The sequence below is a fragment of the Micromonospora cathayae genome, from assembly GCF_028993575.1.
Taxonomy (GTDB): Bacteria; Actinomycetota; Actinomycetes; order Mycobacteriales; family Micromonosporaceae; genus Micromonospora; species Micromonospora cathayae.
Map to the genome: position 1 here is coordinate 4,937,200 of NZ_CP118615.1, position 17,527 is coordinate 4,954,726.

Sequence of the window (17,527 nt, forward strand, 5' to 3'; positions counted from 1 at the left end):
GCAACCGGTGGGGGACAGGGCCACCCGGGCGGGTCGACCGGCCCGGGTGAGCAGGGTCATCCGGCCCGGCCCCGATCGGGACCCCCGACCCTGCCACCACGTCTACGACACGCGGTAGTATCTACTACGTCTCGTAGTACGACCTGGGGGGTTCCTGGTGGACGCACTCGACGTCGCCCGCTGGCAGTTCGGTGTCACCACCGTCTACCACTTTCTCTTCGTCCCACTCACCATCGGCCTCAGCGTCCTCGTCGCCATCCTGCAAACCCTCTGGCACCGCACCGGCAACGACCGCTACCTCACCCTCACCAAATTCTACGGAAAACTCTTCCTCATCAACTTCGCCATGGGCATCGTCACCGGCATCGTCCAGGAATTCCAGTTCGGCATGAACTGGAGCGACTACTCCCGCTTCGTCGGCGACATCTTCGGCGCACCCCTCGCCATCGAAGCCCTCGTCGCCTTCTTCCTCGAATCCACCTTCCTCGGACTCTGGATCTTCGGCTGGGACCGCCTCCCCAAACGCATCCACCTCGCCACCATCTGGGCCGCCGCCCTCGGCTCCACCTTCAGCGCCTACTTCATCCTCGCCGCCAACTCCTGGATGCAGAACCCCGTCGGCTACCGCATCAACCCCGACACCGGACGCGCCGAACTCACCGACTTCGTCGCCGTCCTCACCAACAAAGTCGCCCTCATCACCTTCCCGCACACCATCGCCGGCTGCTTCCTCGTCGCCGGCAGCCTCATCGTCGCCGTCGCCCTCTTCCACCTCATCCGCAACCCCCACCACCACGACACACCCACCTACCGCTTCGCCGCCCGCTTCGGCGCCTGGACAACCCTCGCCGCCACCGCCGGCGTCCTCATCACCGGCGACATCCAGGGCAAAATCATGACCGACGTCCAACCCATGAAAATGGCCGCCGCCGAAGGCCTCTACACCACCGAAACCCCCGCCGCCTTCAGCGTCCTCACCATCGGCACCCTCGACGGCAGCCGCGAACTCTACGCCCTCAAAATCCCCTACCTGCTCAGCTTCCTCGGCACCGGCGACCCCCACGGCACCGTCCAGGGCATCAACGACCTCCAAGCCCAATACACCGCCCAGTACGGCCCCGGCAGCTACACCCCGATCATCCCGGTCACCTACTGGAGCTTCCGCATGATGATCGGCTTCGGCCTCGCCGCCGCCGCCATCGCCCTCTGGGTCCTCTGGGCCCACCGCAAAGGCCGCACCCCCACCGGAAAATGGCTCCTGCGCGCCGGCCTCGTCATGCCCCTGCTACCCCTGGCCGCCAACAGCTTCGGCTGGATCTTCACCGAAATGGGCCGCCAACCCTGGATCGTCTTCGGCGAAATGCTCACCCGCGACGGCGTCTCCCGCAGCGTCAGCCTCACCGAAGTCCTCACCAGCTTCACCGCATTCACCCTCGTCTACGCCACCCTCGCCGTCATCGAGGTCCGACTCCTCATCCGCTACGCCAAAGCCGGCCTCCCCGACACCACCCACGACCCCACACCCCACGACCACACCGACGACCCCGACCGCCCTCTCGCCTTCGCCTACTGACCCACCACCCCTCGCCGACCAACCCCTCCGGAGCCCCACCGTGGACCTCACCACCGTCTGGTTTCTCCTCATCGCCGTCCTCTTCACCGGCTACTTCATCCTCGAAGGCTTCGACTTCGGCGTCGGCGCACTCCTACCCGTCCTCGGCCGCGACGACCGCGAACGACGCGTCATGATCAACACCATCGGACCCGTCTGGGACGGCAACGAAGTCTGGCTCATCACCGCCGGCGGCGCCATGTTCGCCGCCTTCCCCGAGTGGTACGCCACCCTCTTCAGCGGCTTCTACCTACCCCTCCTGCTCATCCTGCTCGCCCTCATCATCCGCGGCGTCGCCTTCGAATACCGCCACAAACGCCCCGAACCCACCTGGAAACGCCGCTGGGACACCGCCATCACCATCGGCAGCATCACCCCCGCCATCCTCTGGGGCATCGCCTTCGCCAACATCCTGCGCGGCGTACCCCTCGACGCCGACCACGAATACACCGGCGGCCTCCTCGACCTCCTCCACCCCTACGCCCTCCTCGGCGGCCTCACCACCGCCGCCCTCTTCCTCACCCACGGTGCCCTCTTCACCGCCCTCAAAACCACCGGCGACATCCGCCACCGCGCCACCACCCTCGCCACCCGCCTCGGCACCGCCGCCGCCCTACTCACCATCCCCTTCCTCACCTGGACCCTCACCATCCGCACCAGCCCCCTCGCCACCGCACTCGCCGCCACCGCCACCCTCACCCTCCTCGCCGCCCTCGCCGCCACCCACGCCCGCCGCGAAGGCTGGGCCTTCACCGGCACCGCCACCACCATCGCCCTCACCGTCGCCACCCTCTTCGCCGCCCTCTTCCCCAACGTCCTACCCTCCACCACCGACCCCGCCGGCACCCTCACCACCACCAACGCCGCCTCCACCCCCTACACCCTCGAAATCATGACCTGGGTCGCCGCCATCTTCACCCCCGTCGTCCTCGCCTACCAGGGCTGGACCTACTGGGTCTTCCGCCGCCGCATCGGCACCCACCACATCCCCACCCACTGACCACACCCACCCCCCGGACCCCGACGGCCCGCCGACCCCAGCGGCGGGCCGTCGGCACACCCCCCACAAACAGCGCGTGGCGCGGAGCCACCGGCCCCACGCCACCCACCGTCACCACCAACCAACCTCAACCCGCCTCACGCAACTCCGCCAACCGCGACTCGATCTCCGCCAACTCCGCCCGCAACCGCTCCGCCTGCTGCTCCGCCTCAGCCCGCTCCGCCGACAAAATCTGCTCCACCGCCTCCTGCACCCCCGGCACATCCACCAACCCCACCATCCGCAACGCCTCCGCCGGCTTCACCACATACGGCTTCGCCAACGACTTGCTGCCCTGCTGCGCCGCCACCGTCCACTCACCCTCCGCATACTGCAACGTCACCGTCAACCCCGCCGGCGCCTTCGCCTTCGCCGCCTTCACCGGCCGCTTCACCGGCTTCGACTCCACCGAATCCACCCTCGACTCCTCCCGCCGCGACTCCCGCGACTGCTCCCCACCCGACGACACCGCCGGACGCTCCAACACGAACTCCGGCTCCGCCACCACCGGCACCGACTCCACCACCGGCTCCGGCTTCGCCTCCACCCGACGCCCCGCCCCACGCGGCGCCACCGCCACATCGGCAGGGGAGAACGGCAACTCGTCCCGACCGAACCGCACCACCACGAACTCGTCCGACACCGCCGGATCCGTCAACTCCACCACCTGACCCACCTGCCCGGCGATCTGCCCCGCCGACGCCGTGAACACCACCCTCGGCTTCCGACCCGCCCCCAACGCCTCCCGAATGCTCTGCACCTCATCAGTGGACAAACCCTGGCCCCCGGCACCCATCGCCAACCCTCATTTCCGAACATCTGTCTGATTTCCTGCCTTGATACCAGCCCCCTGGGACACCCCACCCGGCGGGGCATCACCCACCCAACGCCCGCAACGCCCGATCCGCATGCGCGTGCATCCCCAACTCGCTGTGCACCACCTCCACCACCCGGGCATCCCGACCCACCACGAACGTCATCCGCCGCGTCGACAACGGCCCCAACGGCAACCGCCGCCGCACCCCGAACCGACCCGCCACCACACCATCCACATCCGACAACAACGGAAAATCGAACCCGTGCAACCGCGCGAACTCCGCCTGCCGCGCCACCGGATCCCGACTGATCCCCACCCGCGCCGCACCCACCGCCGCGAACTCCGCCGCCAGATCCCGGAAATGACAACTCTCCACCGTGCAGCCCCGCGTCATCGCCGCCGGATAGAAGAACACCACCACCGGCCCCACCACCAACGCCTCCGACAACCGCCACGGCACACCCGCCTGATCCGGCAGCACGAAATCCTCCACCAGGTCACCGACACCGACCACCACACACCTCCACACGACGACGTGCGGCGAGCGTACGCGCACCCCGACCGGCACCCCGCGCGGTAACCTCCCCGACACGCACCGGGGGAGAGGGGCACACATGGCACCGGTCACCATCGTCACCGGCGGCGGACGAGGCATCGGCGCCGCCACCGCCCGCCGCCTCGCCCACGCCGGCCACGACATCGCCCTGTGCTACCGACGCGACCACCACGCCGCCGGCACCGTCCTCGCCGACATCCACGCCACCGGCCGCCGGGGCATCACCGTCGCCGCCGACACCAGCGACCCCGACCAGGTCACCCACCTGTTCGACACCACCGCCGGCACCCTCGGCCCGATCACCGGCCTGGTCAACAACGCCGGCCTCACCAGCCCGATCGGCCCCTTCACCGACGTCACCCTCACCGACCTGCGCCGCATCGTCGACGTCAACATCCTCGGCTACCTGCTCTGCGCCCAACAGGCCGCCCGCCGCATGACCACCGGCGCCGCCATCGTCAACGTCTCCTCGGCCGCCGCGACCCTCGGCAGCCCGGGGGAGTACGTCCACTACGCCGCCAGCAAAGCCGCCACCGACACCCTCACCGTCGGCCTGGCCAAGGAACTCGCCCCGCGCGGCATCCGGGTCAACGCCGTGGCCCCCGGCATCATCCGCACCGAGATCCACACCCTGTCCGGCATGCCGGACCGAGCCGAGCAGGCCGCCGCGCGCATTCCACTCGGCCGGGCGGGCGAAGCCGACGAGGTGGCCGCCGCCATCGCCTGGCTGCTCGGACCGGACGCCTCGTACACCACCGGCACCGTGCTCCGCGTCGCCGGTGGACTGTGAACGGGGGCGCGGCGGAGGAGGCCCGGAACGCTCGACTTGACATAATGTACATTATCGAACCTGCCGGACCGGGGCGGCCGACAGCCCGAGCGGGGTCGATGACCGCCCCACCACACCTGTCCCGATCACCCGTCGACCAGGTCGTCCGGCAGCGCCGCCATGCTCTCGGCGTACCGGCGCAGCGACCCGTCCGGCGCGCTCTCGGCGTACCGCCGGAACTGCTCGGCGCACTCCTGTCGGCGGAAACCGCCGGCCACCGCCGGCAGCCGGGAGAACGACATGGCCGACCGGGTCGGCCGCCACACCGCCGGAACACCGGCCGCGCCGTCGTCGGGCGCCTCCAGGCCGTAGTAGACCTGGGACACACCGAGCGACATCGCCGCCCCGAGGCACATCAGGCACGGCTCCAGGGTGACCGCGAGGACCAACGCGGCGCCCCGGTCCCGCCAGCCGAGCTGCCGGTCGGCCTGCTCCATGGCCAGCAGATCGGCGTGGACCAGGCGCCGGCCCTGGGTCCGCTCCTGGGTGTACGCCCGGCCGACGACCTCTGTGCCCCGCACGACGACGGCGCCGACCGGCAGCTCACCGGCGCGCATGCCCTCCTCGGAGACCTCCAGCGCCAGGGCGACGAGTTCGTCTGCGGTCAGGGCGTCCGGCATGCCGGGATTCTCGCAGCCGTACGGTGTACCACGCTCCCCCGGTACGCGCGTAGCCCCTGATCCGAAATTCATGCATAATTACCCTTATGCATGACAAAGTGGACAGTCTGGTTCCGGTGCTCGTCGAGGAGTTCCTGACCGCGCGGGCCACCCGGAAGCCGTCCCCGCACACCCTCGAGGCGTACCGGCGGGACCTGCTCGCCGTCGCCCGCCTGGCGGCGCAGCGGGCCACCCCTCCCCTCCCCCTCGCCGAACTGGCGATCACCGATCTCTCCCCCCGCAGGCTGCGGGCCGCGTTCGCGGACTTCGCCGCTCCCCGCGCGGTGGCCTCGGTGCACCGGGCCTGGTCCACCTGGAACAACTTCTTCACGTTCCTGGTCGCCGAGGGTGTGGTGGCGGGCAACCCGATGCCGGCGGTGGACCGGCCCCGTGCCCCGCTCCCCCAGCCCAAGCCGCTGCGGGGTGAGGACACCCCGGAACGGCTGCTGGCGGCCGTGGCGCAGCAGGCGGGCCGGCAGCACGATCCCTGGCCGGAGCGGGACCTGGCCGTGGTGGCGTTGGCGTTGTGTACGGGGCTGCGGCTGTCGGAGCTGCTGGCGTTGCGGGTGGCGTCGGTGGCGGGGCGGCCCGGGGAACGGCGGGTGGACGTGGCGGGCAAGGGTGGCCGGCCGCGGGTGGTGCCGGTGGAGCCGGAACTGGACGAGGTGGTGGCGGCCTATCTGGACAGCCGGGCGCGGCGGTTCGGGGCGCGGTCGGTGCGGCCGGACTCGGCGTTGCTGGTGGATCGGCGGGGTGAGCCGTTGCGGCGGGGTGGTCTGCAGTATCTGGTGGATTCGTGTTACCGGCGGGCGGGGGTCACGGACCGGGTGCCGCGGGGGGCACGGTTGCACGCGTTGCGGCACACGTTCGCGACGCGGTTGGCGGAGGACGGGGCGAGCGCGGCGGAGATCATGCGGTTGCTGGGGCATGCGTCGTTGGCGTCGTCGCAGACGTACATCGAGGTGACGGCGGGTCAGCAGCGGGCGGCGGTGCGGTCGAACCGGACGCATCGGGTGTTGGTGGGGTTGGTGGGTGCGGGGTGAGGGTCAGGCGGGGAGGCGGTGGTGGGCGTGGCGGGTGCGGGTGGGTTGGGGGGTGGTGAGGTGGTCGAGCATGGTGGCGAGCAGGGCGATGCGTTCGGGCATGCGGGAGAGGTCGACCCATTCGCCGCGGGCGTGTGGGAGTCCGCCGACGCCGCCGAGTCCGTCGAGGGTGGGGATGCCGAGGCCGCCGGTGAAGTTGGCGTCGGAGGCTCCGTTGGCGTGGGCGCCGTGGATGGGGGGCAGGCCGAGTCGTGCGGCGCTGGTCTGGGCGATGTCGAAGAGGGGGCGGGAGACGGTTTCGGGGAGTGGGTAGCGGTTGATGCCGCCGGCGATGGTGAGGGTGGCGCCGGGTAGGTGGGGTTGGGTGGCGCGGATGTGGGTGTCGACGCGGTGGAGTTCGTCGGGGGTCCAGGCGCGTACGTCGAGGTTGAGGGTGGCGGTTTCGGGGACGACGTTGGACATGGTGCCGGCGGTGAGGATGGTGGGGGTGACGGTGGTGTCTCCGGTGGCGAGTTCGCGGGCGGCGAGGATCTGGTGGGCGAGTTCGATGGCGGCGTTGATGCCGCGGTGTGGTTCGACGCCGGCGTGGGCTGCTCGTCCGTGGATGGTGATCTGGTAGGCGGAGCCGCCTTTTCGGGCGATTTTGAGGTCGCCGGTTTCGGTGCTGGGTTCGGTGACGAGGACGGCGGTGGAGCGGCGGGCTTGTTGTTCGATGAGGGTGCGTGAGGTGGGTGATCCGCTTTCTTCGTCGCAGGTGAGCAGGACGCCGATGGTGGAGGTGTCGGTGAGGAGTTCGAGGGCGGCGAAGATGTGGACGATTCCGGCTTTCATGTCGCAGACGCCGGGGCCGGTGGCGATGTTTCCGGTGATGGTGAAGGGCCAGTCGTGGATGGTGCCGGCTGGCCAGACGGTGTCGTAGTGGCCGAGGAGGAGGACTTGTTGGTGGGGTGCGGGCCAGAGGAGGTGTGGTAGTCCGTCGATGGTGATGCGTTGGGCCGGGCGGCGCAGGATGGTGGTGCCCCAGGTTTCGAGCAGGTCGGCGCAGGTGGTGAGGGCGGTGGTGTCTGCGGGTGGGGTTTCGTGTTCGACGAGTTGTCGTAGTTGGGCGATGTGGCGGTCGGTTCGGGTCCGTGCGTGGTGTCGGATCAGGTCGACGTCGGCCATGGGTCGAATGGTGTCAAGGTGGGGTGCGGGGGGTGGTGGGTGTTCGTGCGGTTTGTGGTGGGGTGCGGGGTTGTGGCACGGGGGAAGAAGTGGGTCCGCTTCGGACAGTTGCGGGCCGGGCGGCGGTCGGCCCGAGCCGGTTGGGCCGGACCTGCGGGCGGCCCGGTGTCCGTCAGTGGTGGGGGTGGGTGGCGGTGAGGTGGGTGGCGAGGTAGGTGGTGACGTCGGTGAGGTGGCCGCGTCGGCGGGCGGCGGTGCGTTGGCGGGTGGCGCCGGTGCCGGTGGTGGTGAGGTGGCGCAGGGTGGTGGTGACGAGGTGGTGGTCGTCGTGGGCGTGGAGGGTGGGGGTGAGCTGGTGGAGGAGGTCGTGGAGGAGGTGGTGGGCGGGGCGGAGTTGGTGGGTGTGGGGGTCGAGGAGGTGGCCGTCGAGGCCGTCGCGGGCGGCGCGCCAGTAGGCGGCGCGGAGGATTTCGGTGGGTGTGGTGGGGCCGTGGTCGCCGTGGTGGACGGCGTGGCTGGCGGTGGTGACGAGGGCGCGGACGAGGGCGGCGAGGGTGGCGGATTCGGTGGCGGTGACGGGTACGTCGGCGGCGCGGATTTCGATGGTGGGGTGGGTGGGTGAGGGTCGGATGTCCCAGAAGAGGGTGGCGGGGTCGACGAGTGCGCCGGTGGTGGTGAGGGTGTCGATGGTGTGGTGGTAGTGGTCGAGTGAGGTGAATCGGGGTGGTGGTCCGGCGATGGGCCAGCGGTTCCAGGTCATGGTTCGCCAGCTGGCGTAGCCGGTGTCGCGGCCTTCCCAGTGGGGTGAGTTGGCGGTGAGGGCGATGAGCAGGGGTAGGTGGGGGCGGAGGTGGTTGCTGACGAGGACGGCGTGTTCGCGGTCGGGTAGTTCGACGTGGATGTGGACGGCGCAGATGGCGAGTTCGTCGTGGAGGCCGCGGTAGGTGGCGGTGCCGTGGTCCTGGCGGGGGCCGGGGGTGACGGGTGGGGGGACGGCGCCGGGGTGGATGGGGGTGCCGGTGGGGATGACGTGGAGTCCTTCGGCGGTGGCGGCGTCGGCGAGGGTGTGGCGGGCGTCGAGGAGTTCGTGGAGGAGTTGGGTGGTGGAGGTGGTGGGGTTGGTGCGGGTTTCGATGTGGAGGGGGGTGATTTCGCCGGAGATGCGGGGGCCGAGGTGGCCGGTGGCGCGGTTGATGATGGCGGGGGCTTGGGGGGTGACGGTGCCGGTGGTGGGGTCGATGACGAGGAATTCTTCTTCGACGCCGAGGCGGGGTGGGTTGGTGGTGGTGTGCATGGGTGTTCTCCCGCCGCGGTTCGGGTGGTGGGTGTCTGGTGTGGAGTGTGGGGTCAGGTTATCGGGTGGGGTGGGTGGGAGAGCTTTCTGGCGGTTGGGGGTGTTGTGGGGGTTGGGGGACGCTGGGTGGGTTGCCGATTCGTGGAAGGGGTGTCCGGTGGGCCGGTTGGTGGGTGTGTCGGGTCGGTTGTCGGCGGCGGAGATGGTGGGGGTGGCGCGGGGGTTTGCGGATCGGATGGTGTTGCGGCGGTCGGTGCGGCATTTTTCGTCGGATCCGGTGCCGTTGGAGGTGGTGGAGGAGGCGGTGCGGGCGGCGGCGTCGGCGCCGTCGGGGGCGAATGTGCAGCCGTGGCGGTTCGTGGTGGTGACGGATCCGGAGCGGAAGCGGCGGTTGCGGTTGGCGGCGGAGGCGGAGGAGCGGGAGTTTTACGGGCGTCGGGCGTCGGCGGAGTGGTTGGAGGCGGTGGCGCCGATGGGTACGGATTGGCGTAAGCCGTTTCTTGAGGTGGCGCCGGTGGTGATTGTGGTGTTCGAGGTGCATCAGGGGCCGCGGTCGCCGAAGCCGTATTACGTGAAGGAGTCGGTGGGGATGGCGGTGGGGGTGTTGGTGACGGCGTTGCATCTGGCGGGGTTGGCGACGTTGACGCATACGCCGAGTCCGATGCGGTTTTTGAATGAGGTGTGTGAGCGGCCGCCGGAGGAGCGGCCGTTCGTGGTGTTGCCGGTGGGGTTTCCGGCGGAGGATGCGTGGGTTCCGGATCTGGTGCGGAAGCCGTTGGGTGAGGTGTTGGTGCGGCGGTGAGTCAGGTGAGGTGTCGGGTGAGGTAGTCGTGGAGGGGGGTGATGTGGCGGTCGGGGCGGCGCCATTCGGCGAGGAGGTCTTCGAGGAGGTGGAGTTCGTCGACGAGGTCGGGGCCGTGGTATCGGCGGATGACGGGGTGGATGAAGGCGCTTTCGTTGGCGCGGTCGGGTTGGGGGTGGCGTTCGATGTTGAAGACGTCGGGGTGGGGGTCGCGGCCCCAGTGGAGGCCGACGGTGTAGTAGTGGGGGTGGTTCTTGAAGCGGTCGCGGATGTGGTCTTCGGGTAGGTCGGTGTAGTGGTGGGCGGGGCCGTGGGGGTTGATGACGATGGCGTCGCTGAGGTATTCGAACTGGGTCCAGAGGGCGGAGCTCCAGTTGACGCGGTCGAGGATGAGGGTGGTGAGGGTGTGGGGGTCGGGTTGGTGGGGGGTGTGGTGGAGGGGTGCGCCTTCGTAGCGTTCGCGGAGCAGGTGGGTGAGGGTGCGGAGGTTGTAGCGGAATCCGTCGATGAAGGCGGAGGATGCGCGTTTGAAGTCGCGGTCCTGGGCGAGGGTGCCGGCGAAGTAGAGGCCGTCGATGTTGGTGGATTGCCAGTCGGGGGTGGTGGTGGGGAGTCGTCCGCTGGGGACGAGGTCGGGTTGGCAGGTGGGGGCGAAGGGGGTGGTGTCCATGGCGAATCCGGTGCAGCGGAGGACGGATTCGTATTCCATGACGGCGGTTTCGTGGTCGGCGTGGGTGTAGGTGAGGTGGACCTGGTAGCGGTTGTCGACGGGTTGGATGCGGTCGATGACGCAGTCGAGGACGGAGTGCAGGGTTTTGAACTGGTAGCTGTCGAGGACGGCGCCGTGGTGGCCGCGGACGTCGCCGGGGTGTTTGGTGTTCCAGGCGAGGCGCAGGGGGCGGGGGCTGGCGAGGTGGATCATGGCGGCGTGGCCGAGGAGGGCGGAGGCGGTTTCGAAGGCGGAGTTGCCTTTGCCGAGGATGAGGACGCGGTGGTCGGTGTAGTGGTTGGGGTCGGTGGACATGGTTTCGTAGCCGGTGGCGTGTTCGATGCCGGGGATGTCGGGGATGTTGGGGCGGCCCCAGCCGGTGGCGATGACGAGGCACTGGGCGCGGAGGGTGTGCTGGTCGGTGTGGACGAGGAAGCCGTCGGGGGTGCGTTCGATGTGGTGGGCGGGGGTGTCGAATCGGACGTTGAGGTTGTGGTGGTGGTGGAAGTCGGTGAGGTAGCGGACCATGTCGTCGGCGTGGGGGAAGTAGTCGTTGCTGTATTTGGGGAAGGGTAGGTCGAAGGGTTCGTGGAGGAGGGAGTTCCAGTCCCAGCGGAGGCGGATCTCGGGGTCGGTGCTGGTGGTGTGGGTTTTGTTGAGGGAGATGAGTTTGCGGTGGCGGGGGAAGTGGCGGAGGAACTGGGAGGGGTGGGGGCCGCGTTCGATGGTGAGGTATTCGCTGCCGGCTTGTTGGAGGTAGTAGCTGAGTTGTAGGCCGGCGGGTCCGGCGCCGATGATGAGGTAGCGGTGCTGTTCGGTGGGGTGGGTGTCGGTGTGCATGGGGCCTCCGGTCTGGTGTCGTGGTGTGTTGGGTGTGACGATCTCCAATGGACTGTCGGGTGTCAATGGGTTGTCGCTGCCCCCTAGTTGAAGGTTTTCGCAACTGCTAAAGTCTTCATGTTGAGGGGGTGGTGCGGGTGTCGGTGCCGCTGTACCAGGCGAAGGCGGAGCTGTTCCGCACATTGGGACATCCGGTACGGATCCGGGTGTTGGAGTTGTTGCAGGACGGCCCGAAGCCGGTGCGGGACCTGCTGGCCGCGATCGACGTGGAGGCGTCGAACCTGTCCCAGCAGCTCGCGGTGCTGCGCCGGGCCGGCATGGTGACCTCGCACCGGGAGGGGCCGCTGGTCACGTACGCGCTGAGCACCCCGGACGTGGCGGACCTGCTGGCGGCGGGCCGACGCATCCTGGGCGCGGTGCTCACCGACCGCGACGCGCTGCTGGTCGAGTTGCGCGGTGACCAGCAGCGCGATGCCGGGCGGGACCGGTGAGCGTGGCCGTGGCGGGTGGGCTGCGGCGGCTGTTGCCGCAGCGCGCCGACTGGCTGGCGGCCCGGCGTGCGCCGGGCCGGGACCTGCTGGCCGGGGCGACGGTGGCGGTGGTGGCGCTGCCGTTGGCGTTGGCGTTCGGGGTGACCTCCGGGTTGGGTGCGGCGGCCGGTCTGGTGACGGCGGTGGTCGCCGGGGCGGTCGCGGCGGTGTTCGGCGGGTCGGACGTGCAGGTGTCCGGGCCGACCGGGGCGATGACCGTGGTGCTGGTGCCGGTGGTGCAGCGGTACGGGGCGCAGGGCGTGCTGATGGTGGGGCTGCTGGCCGGGCTGCTGCTGGTCGTGCTGGCGGTGGCGCGGGCGGGTCGCCTGGTGCGGTACCTGCCGGCGCCGGTGGTCGAGGGGTTCACCGCCGGCATCGCCGTGGTGATCGCCCTGCAGCAGGTGCCGGCCGCGCTCGGGGTGGTCGGCGCGCACGGTGAGCGGGTGTGGGCGGTCGCCGTCGACGCGGTCCTGCGGTACGTCGCGCAGCCGCGTCCCGCGCCGGTCGTGGTGGCCGTCGGGGTGGCGGTGGTGATGCTGGCCGGTGCCCGGTGGCGGCCGGGTTGGCCGTTCTCGCTGGTGGCGGTGGCCGTGGCGACGGTCATCGTGGAGGTGGCGGCGGTGGACGTGGCGCGCATCGGCGCGCTGCCGGCGGGTCTGCCGGCCCCGTCGCTGGGGTTCGTGGACCTCGGCGCGGTGGGGGTGCTGCTGCCGTCGGCGCTGGCGGTGGCGGCGTTGGCCGCGCTGGAGAGCCTGTTGTCGGCGACCGTGGCCGACGGGATGACCGGCCGGCGGCACGACCCCGACCGGGAGTTGTTCGGGCAGGGCCTGGCGAACCTGGCGGCCCCGCTGTTCGGTGGTGTGCCGGCGACGGCGGCGATCGCCCGGACGGCGGTCAACGTGCGGGCCGGCGCGACGTCGAAGACGGCGGCGCTGACCCACGCGCTGGTGTTGGCGGTGGTGGTGTTGGCGGCGGCGCCGCTGGTGGGGCGGATCCCGCTGGCCGCCCTGGCGGGTGTGCTGCTGGCGACCACGGCGCGGATGGTGCAGGCCGGGACGCTGTGGGCGTTGGCCCGGGCCACCCGCGGTGACGCGCTGGTGCTGGTGTCGACGTTCACCGTCACCGTGGTGTTCGACCTGGTCACGGCGGTGGCGGTCGGGGTGGCGGTGGCGGTGTTCGTGGCGTTGCGGGCGGTGGCGCGGGCGGCCCGGGTGGAGCGGCTGCCGGTCGCCGACGGTGGGGGCGACGACCGGATCGTGGTGTACCGGCTGGACGGGCCGTTGGTGTTCGCCGCCGCCCACGACGTGCTGCCGGTGCTGGGTGAGGTGACGGCGCGGCAGGTGGTGGTGCTGCGGATGTCGCGGGTGTCGACGGTCGACGCGACCGGCGCGCAGGTGCTCGGTGAGGTCCTGGCGGGGCTGCGTGGGCGGGGGGTGACGGTGCTGGTGTCCGGTATCGTCCCCGGGCACGACCGGGTCCTCGACGCGGTGGGCGCGGTGGACCGGCTGCGTCGGGAGGGGCTGGTGTTCGCCGACGCGGCGGGCGCCCTGGCGCGGGCCCGGGTGCTGGTGTCCGGGCAGCGGCGGTCAGCCGAGGTCGACGACCAGGGGCCGGTGGTCGGAGATCGTCGACAGTGGGGTGGTGACGGCGGTGACCGGTGGTAGCCGGTGTGCGTCGTGGCGGTCGGCGAGGATGTGGTCGAGTTGTACCCGGGGTTGGGCTGCCGGGTAGGTGGGGCGGCGGCCCAGTGGTCGCCAGCCGGACAGCAGCCGGGCCGGGCCGGTGGGCAGGTTGAGGTCGCCGAGCAGTACCCGTGGTGCGGGCAGGGTGCGCAGGGCGCGGACCACCTGCCGGAGCTGGTGGGCGTTCCAGCCGGGCACGAACGACAGGTGGGTGGCCGCGGCGGTCAGTGGGCCGTGCGGGGTGTCGAGGACCGCGGCGAGGACGACCCGGGGTTCGTCGCGTAGCAGGATCAGTCCGCCGCCGGGGCCGGGCACGTACACCGGGGAGCGGACCGGCGCGGGGCGTAGTCGGGTGACCTGCCAGGTGCGGACCGGGTAGCGGCTGATCAGGCCGACGCCGTAGCAGGGTTCGCCGTGGCCGTCGTCGTCGTGGGTGAGGGGACGGAACCGTTCGCCGGGGGTACCGACGACGGCGGCGGCGAAGCGGTGTTCGGGGGCGCCGCAGGCGCGGGCGGCGATCGCGGTCAGGTCCAGTCCCCCGCTGCGGGACTGGTCCCGGTCGACCTCCTGCAACGCCAGGATGTCGGCGTCCAGGGCGGTGACGGCCGCGGCGAGCCGGTCGGGGTCGACCAGGCCGTCGGTGAGGGAACGGCCGTGCAGAAGGTTGAAGGTGGCCAGGCGCACTCCTGCACGATACGTGGACGTGGCAGGGTTGCCGGGTGGTCAGAGTGTTGTTGTGTTCGATGGTGGTGTTCGTGGCGGTAGCCGCGCTGGGGTTGTGGGTGCGGCGGCGGCGCGGGCGGTGACGGGCAATCGCCGCCGGACGGACGCGGCCCTACCCCCGGTGGCGGCGTGGCGTCGTCACCGGCGGTGAGGCTGACCACACCAGCGGCCCCGGGGCGGGCGGTGGTGGGAAGAATGGCCGCTCGTGGATGCGGTGTCGTTGACGACCCTGCTCACCGCGGCCGCGTTGGCGGGTTGGGTCGACGCGGTGGTGGGCGGTGGCGGGTTGCTGCTGTTGCCGGCGTTGCTGGTGGCCGCGCCGGGGATGCCGGTGGCGACGGCGTTGGGCACGAACAAGCTGGCGGCCATCGCGGGTACCTCGACGGCGGCGGTGACGTACGCGCGGCGTACGAAGGTGGACTGGGTGGTGGCCGGGCCGGCGGCCGGCTTGGCGGTGGTGACCGCCGGGGTGGGGGCGGCGCTGGCCGGGGCGGTGCCGGCGGGCGCGTACCGGCCGGTGGTGCTGGGGGTGCTGGTGGCGGTGGCGGTGTTCGTGGTGGCGCGGCCCCGGTTGGGGGTGGTGGCGGTGCCGCACCGGCGGACCCGGGTGCGGGTGGGGGTGGCGGTGGGGGTGGCCGGGGTGGGGATCGCCCTGTACGACGGCCTGGTCGGTCCGGGTACCGGCACGTTCCTGGTGATGGCGTTCACGGTGCTGGTGGGGGCGGATTTCGTGGCGGGGTCGGCGATGGCGAAGGTGGTGAACGCGGGCACGAATCTGGGTGCGCTGGTGGTGTTCGGGGCGACCGGGCACGTGTGGTGGATGTTGGGGGCCGCGATGGCGGTGTGCAACATCGTCGGGTCGGTGGTGGGGGCGCGGATGGCGTTGCGGCGGGGGGCCGGGTTCGTGCGGGTGGTGTTGCTGGTGGTGGTGTGTGCGTTGGTCGCGAAGCTCGGCTACGACCAGTGGCGGTCGGTGGCGGGTGGATGAGGTGAGGGTGCGGGCCGAACACGACCGGGGGGTGCTGGCCGGGCTGCTGGGTCGGGATCCGCTGCTGCACGCCTACGAGCTCGGTGACCTGGATGACGCCTTCTGGCCGTACACGAGGTGGTGGCGGCGGGGTGAGCAGGTGGCTCTGCTGTACCAGGGGGTGGGGTTGGCGACGTTGTTGGCGTTCGCGCCGCCGGAGCGGACCGGTGGGTTGGTGGCGCTGCTGGCGGAGTTGGTGCCGGTGCTGCCGGACCGGTTGCACGCGCACCTCTCCCCCGGTGTGGCGGACGCCGTGGCCGGGGGGTTCGAGGTGACGGAGGTGACCGGGCACCTGAAGTTGGCGTTGACCGACCGGGGGCGGCTGGCCGGTGTGGTCCCGGCCGGGTCGGTGCTGACCGGGGCGGATCTGCCGGAGCTGGCGGCCCTGTACGCGGTGGCGTATCCGGAGGTCCGGTTCGACGAGCGGTTGTTGGCGACGGGCCGGTACGTGGGGATCCGGGACGGCGGTGAGTTGGTGGCGGTGGCCGGGGTGCACGTGTGGTCGCCGGTGTACGGGGTGGCGGCGGTGGGGAACGTGGCCACGCATCCGCGGGTGCGGGGGCGCGGGTTGGCGGGTGCGGCGGTGGCGGCGGTGTGTGGTGGGCTGCTGCGGGACGGCGTGGACCGGGTGGTGTTGAACGTGCGGGCGGACAACGGGGCGGCGGTGCGGCTGTACGAGCGGCTGGGTTTCACCCGGGTCGCCGGGTACGACGAGATGACGGTGACGGTCCGGCGGTGACCGGTCGGGTGACGGGGTCAGCGGCGGGGTGAGTCGTAGCGGCCGGCGCGGATCTCGCGGAGCGCGCGGCGGCGGGTGTCGCCGCGCAGGGTGTCGACGTACAGGGTGCCGGCGAGGTGGTCGGTCTCGTGTTGCAGGGCGCGGGCCAGGAAGCCGCTGCCGGTGATGGTGCGGGGTTCGCCGTGCTGGTCGAAGCCGTGGGCGGTGGCGTGCAGGGCGCGGGGGGTCGGGAAGTACAGGCCGGGGATGGACAGGCAGCCCTCGTCGTCGTCCTGGAGTTCGGTGGACAGTTCGAGGGTGGGGTTGACCAGGTGGCCGCGGTGGCCGTCGGCGTCGTAGACGAACACCTGGGCGCTGACGCCGATCTGGGGGGCGGCGACGCCGGCCCGGCCGGGCGCGCCGAGGAGGGTGTCCATCAGGTCGGTGACCAGGGCGCGTAGCTCGGTGTCGAAGGTGGTGACGGGTTCGCAGGCGGTGCGCAGGACGGGGTCGCCGATGATGCGGATGGGGCGCATGGTCATGGTGCGAAGGTTAGCGTCCGGGTGGTGCGGTGGTGGGGTCGCCGCCGGTGGTGTGGCGGGTGGCGACGAGGGCGGCGACGCCGTCGAGGATGCGGTCCAGGCCGAAGGTGAACGCCCGGTCGGGGTCGGTGGTGGCGCCGTACTCCTGGCCGGCGGCGGTGCCGACGCGGGCGGCGGTCGGGTAGCGGTGGGCGTCGAGGACCGTCTCGAGGTAGGGGGCGTGGGCGTGCCACCACTGGTCGTCGGTCATGCCGGTGCGGGCGGCGGCCTGGGCGGTTTCCACCGCGCCGCGTACCGCGCCGTGCACGTAGCTGTTGAGGAGGGTGACGACGGCGTCCATCTCGAGGTCGGTCAGGCCGATGCCTTCGACGGCGGTGAGTTCGTGTTCGTAGCGGGCGATGACGTGCGGGCCGAGTGGGGGGCGGGTGGTGGCGACCTGGAGCAGCCAGGGGTGGCGCAGGTAGCGGGCCCAGGTGCTGTGGGCGATGTGGGTCAGGGTGGCCCGCCAGTCGCCGTGGGTGGGGGCGGGTTCGGGGTCGGGTTCGCCGTAGACGGTGTCGAGCATGACGTCGAGGAGTTCGCCCTTGCCGGGGATGTGGGTGTAGAGGCTCATGGTGCCGACGCCGAGGTGTTCGGCGACGCGGCGCATGGACAGGGCGGCGAGGCCGTCGGTGTCGGCGAGGTCGATGGCGGCGCGGACGATCCGGTCGACGGTGAGGTCGGTGCGGCCCTTGCGGTGGGGGCGGTCGCGGGTGCGCCACAGCAGGGCGAGGCTGCGGGCGGGGTCGCCGGTGCCGCTGTACTCGGTGGTCATCGCCGCACACTGTAACCCGTGCGCTCTACCGTATGGTGTACGGTCCGGGGGTGGTCGGGGCGGCGGGTCCCGCCACGCGGCGGCGGGCTGGCGGAGGGGCGCGGGGTTGGGGATCGACGGGAATCCG

The 17,527-nt window shown here is 71.3% G+C and carries 18 protein-coding genes; 9 read left to right on the top strand and 9 right to left on the bottom strand.

What is annotated here, in order from left to right; genetic code table 11:
- The first annotated feature begins 157 nt into the window (after window positions 1-157).
- A complete protein-coding gene (locus PVK37_RS22125; RefSeq protein WP_275029558.1) occupies window positions 158-1,573 on the top strand; it encodes a cytochrome ubiquinol oxidase subunit I in 1,416 nt (471 codons plus the stop codon).
- A 40-nt stretch (window positions 1,574-1,613) separates the two neighbouring features.
- A complete protein-coding gene (gene cydB / locus PVK37_RS22130) occupies window positions 1,614-2,612 on the top strand; it encodes a cytochrome d ubiquinol oxidase subunit II (protein WP_275029559.1) in 999 nt (332 codons plus the stop codon).
- 127 nt (window positions 2,613-2,739) lie between these two features.
- Here the strand turns inward: cydB and PVK37_RS22135 are convergent, their stop codons facing one another.
- Together PVK37_RS22135 and PVK37_RS22140 are read right to left on the bottom strand one after the other, a co-directional pair.
- Window positions 2,740-3,447, bottom strand: a complete 708-nt coding sequence (locus PVK37_RS22135; RefSeq protein WP_275029564.1) for a hypothetical protein — start codon at window positions 3,445-3,447, stop codon at window positions 2,740-2,742.
- Window positions 3,448-3,526: 79 nt separating this feature from the next.
- The gene (locus PVK37_RS22140) at window positions 3,527-3,985 is read right to left on the bottom strand and encodes a peroxiredoxin (RefSeq protein ID WP_275029565.1); all 459 of its coding nucleotides are present in this window, start codon (window positions 3,983-3,985) and stop codon (window positions 3,527-3,529) included.
- A 97-nt stretch (window positions 3,986-4,082) separates the two neighbouring features.
- On the opposite strand from PVK37_RS22140, the gene PVK37_RS22145 reads away from it, so the two are divergent.
- The gene (locus PVK37_RS22145) at window positions 4,083-4,814 is read left to right on the top strand and encodes an SDR family oxidoreductase (protein WP_275029566.1); all 732 of its coding nucleotides are present in this window, start codon (window positions 4,083-4,085) and stop codon (window positions 4,812-4,814) included.
- Window positions 4,815-4,939: 125 nt separating this feature from the next.
- Here the strand turns inward: PVK37_RS22145 and PVK37_RS22150 are convergent, their stop codons facing one another.
- Window positions 4,940-5,473, bottom strand: coding sequence for a nucleoside deaminase (locus tag PVK37_RS22150; RefSeq protein WP_275029567.1), 534 nt, complete (start codon window positions 5,471-5,473; stop codon window positions 4,940-4,942).
- Window positions 5,474-5,559: 86 nt separating this feature from the next.
- On the opposite strand from PVK37_RS22150, the gene PVK37_RS22155 reads away from it, so the two are divergent.
- Window positions 5,560-6,555 (top strand): tyrosine-type recombinase/integrase, encoded by a 996-nt coding sequence (locus tag PVK37_RS22155; protein ID WP_275029568.1) that lies wholly within the window; start codon window positions 5,560-5,562, stop codon window positions 6,553-6,555.
- Between the two features lie 3 nt (window positions 6,556-6,558).
- On the opposite strand, the gene PVK37_RS22160 is transcribed toward PVK37_RS22155, so the two are convergent.
- Together PVK37_RS22160 and PVK37_RS22165 are read right to left on the bottom strand one after the other, a co-directional pair.
- Entirely contained in the window at window positions 6,559-7,719 is a 1,161-nt protein-coding gene (locus tag PVK37_RS22160; protein ID WP_275029569.1) for a M20/M25/M40 family metallo-hydrolase, read from the bottom strand.
- 172 nt (window positions 7,720-7,891) lie between these two features.
- Window positions 7,892-9,013, bottom strand: coding sequence for a carboxylate-amine ligase (locus PVK37_RS22165; protein WP_275029571.1), 1,122 nt, complete (start codon window positions 9,011-9,013; stop codon window positions 7,892-7,894).
- Window positions 9,014-9,215: 202 nt separating this feature from the next.
- Between PVK37_RS22165 and PVK37_RS22170 the strand changes: the two genes are divergently transcribed.
- Complete coding sequence (locus PVK37_RS22170; protein ID WP_275035209.1) at window positions 9,216-9,815, top strand: nitroreductase family protein; 600 nt, start codon at window positions 9,216-9,218, stop codon at window positions 9,813-9,815.
- A gap of 1 nt (window position 9,816) precedes the next feature.
- Here PVK37_RS22170 and PVK37_RS22175 read toward each other — a convergent pair whose 3' ends face one another.
- Complete coding sequence (locus PVK37_RS22175) at window positions 9,817-11,364, bottom strand: NAD(P)-binding domain-containing protein (protein WP_275029572.1); 1,548 nt, start codon at window positions 11,362-11,364, stop codon at window positions 9,817-9,819.
- A 137-nt stretch (window positions 11,365-11,501) separates the two neighbouring features.
- Here PVK37_RS22175 and PVK37_RS22180 point away from each other — a divergent pair, with 137 nt between their 5' ends.
- Window positions 11,502-11,855, top strand: coding sequence for an ArsR/SmtB family transcription factor (locus tag PVK37_RS22180; protein ID WP_275029573.1), 354 nt, complete (start codon window positions 11,502-11,504; stop codon window positions 11,853-11,855).
- 2 nt (window positions 11,856-11,857) lie between these two features.
- Complete coding sequence (locus PVK37_RS22185; RefSeq protein WP_275035210.1) at window positions 11,858-13,558, top strand: SulP family inorganic anion transporter; 1,701 nt, start codon at window positions 11,858-11,860, stop codon at window positions 13,556-13,558.
- Here PVK37_RS22185 and PVK37_RS22190 read toward each other — a convergent pair.
- A complete protein-coding gene (locus tag PVK37_RS22190; RefSeq protein ID WP_275029574.1) occupies window positions 13,481-14,260 on the bottom strand; it encodes an endonuclease/exonuclease/phosphatase family protein in 780 nt (259 codons plus the stop codon). The genes PVK37_RS22185 and PVK37_RS22190 overlap by 78 nt on opposite strands.
- Before the next feature lie 244 nt (window positions 14,261-14,504).
- On the opposite strand from PVK37_RS22190, the gene PVK37_RS22195 reads away from it, so the two are divergent.
- Window positions 14,505-15,287, top strand: coding sequence for a sulfite exporter TauE/SafE family protein (locus PVK37_RS22195; RefSeq protein ID WP_275029575.1), 783 nt, complete (start codon window positions 14,505-14,507; stop codon window positions 15,285-15,287).
- On the top strand, window positions 15,280-16,065 hold the full coding sequence (locus PVK37_RS22200; protein ID WP_275029577.1) for a GNAT family N-acetyltransferase: 786 nt from the start codon (window positions 15,280-15,282) through the stop codon (window positions 16,063-16,065). Before PVK37_RS22195 ends, PVK37_RS22200 begins: the two co-directional genes overlap by 8 nt.
- A 17-nt stretch (window positions 16,066-16,082) precedes the next feature.
- On the opposite strand, the gene def is transcribed toward PVK37_RS22200, so the two are convergent.
- Together def and PVK37_RS22210 are read right to left on the bottom strand one after the other, a co-directional pair.
- Window positions 16,083-16,586, bottom strand: coding sequence for a peptide deformylase (def, locus tag PVK37_RS22205; RefSeq protein WP_275029578.1), 504 nt, complete (start codon window positions 16,584-16,586; stop codon window positions 16,083-16,085).
- 10 nt (window positions 16,587-16,596) lie between these two features.
- Entirely contained in the window at window positions 16,597-17,400 is an 804-nt protein-coding gene (locus tag PVK37_RS22210) for a TetR/AcrR family transcriptional regulator (RefSeq protein WP_275029580.1), read from the bottom strand.
- Window positions 17,401-17,527 lie beyond the last annotated feature (127 nt).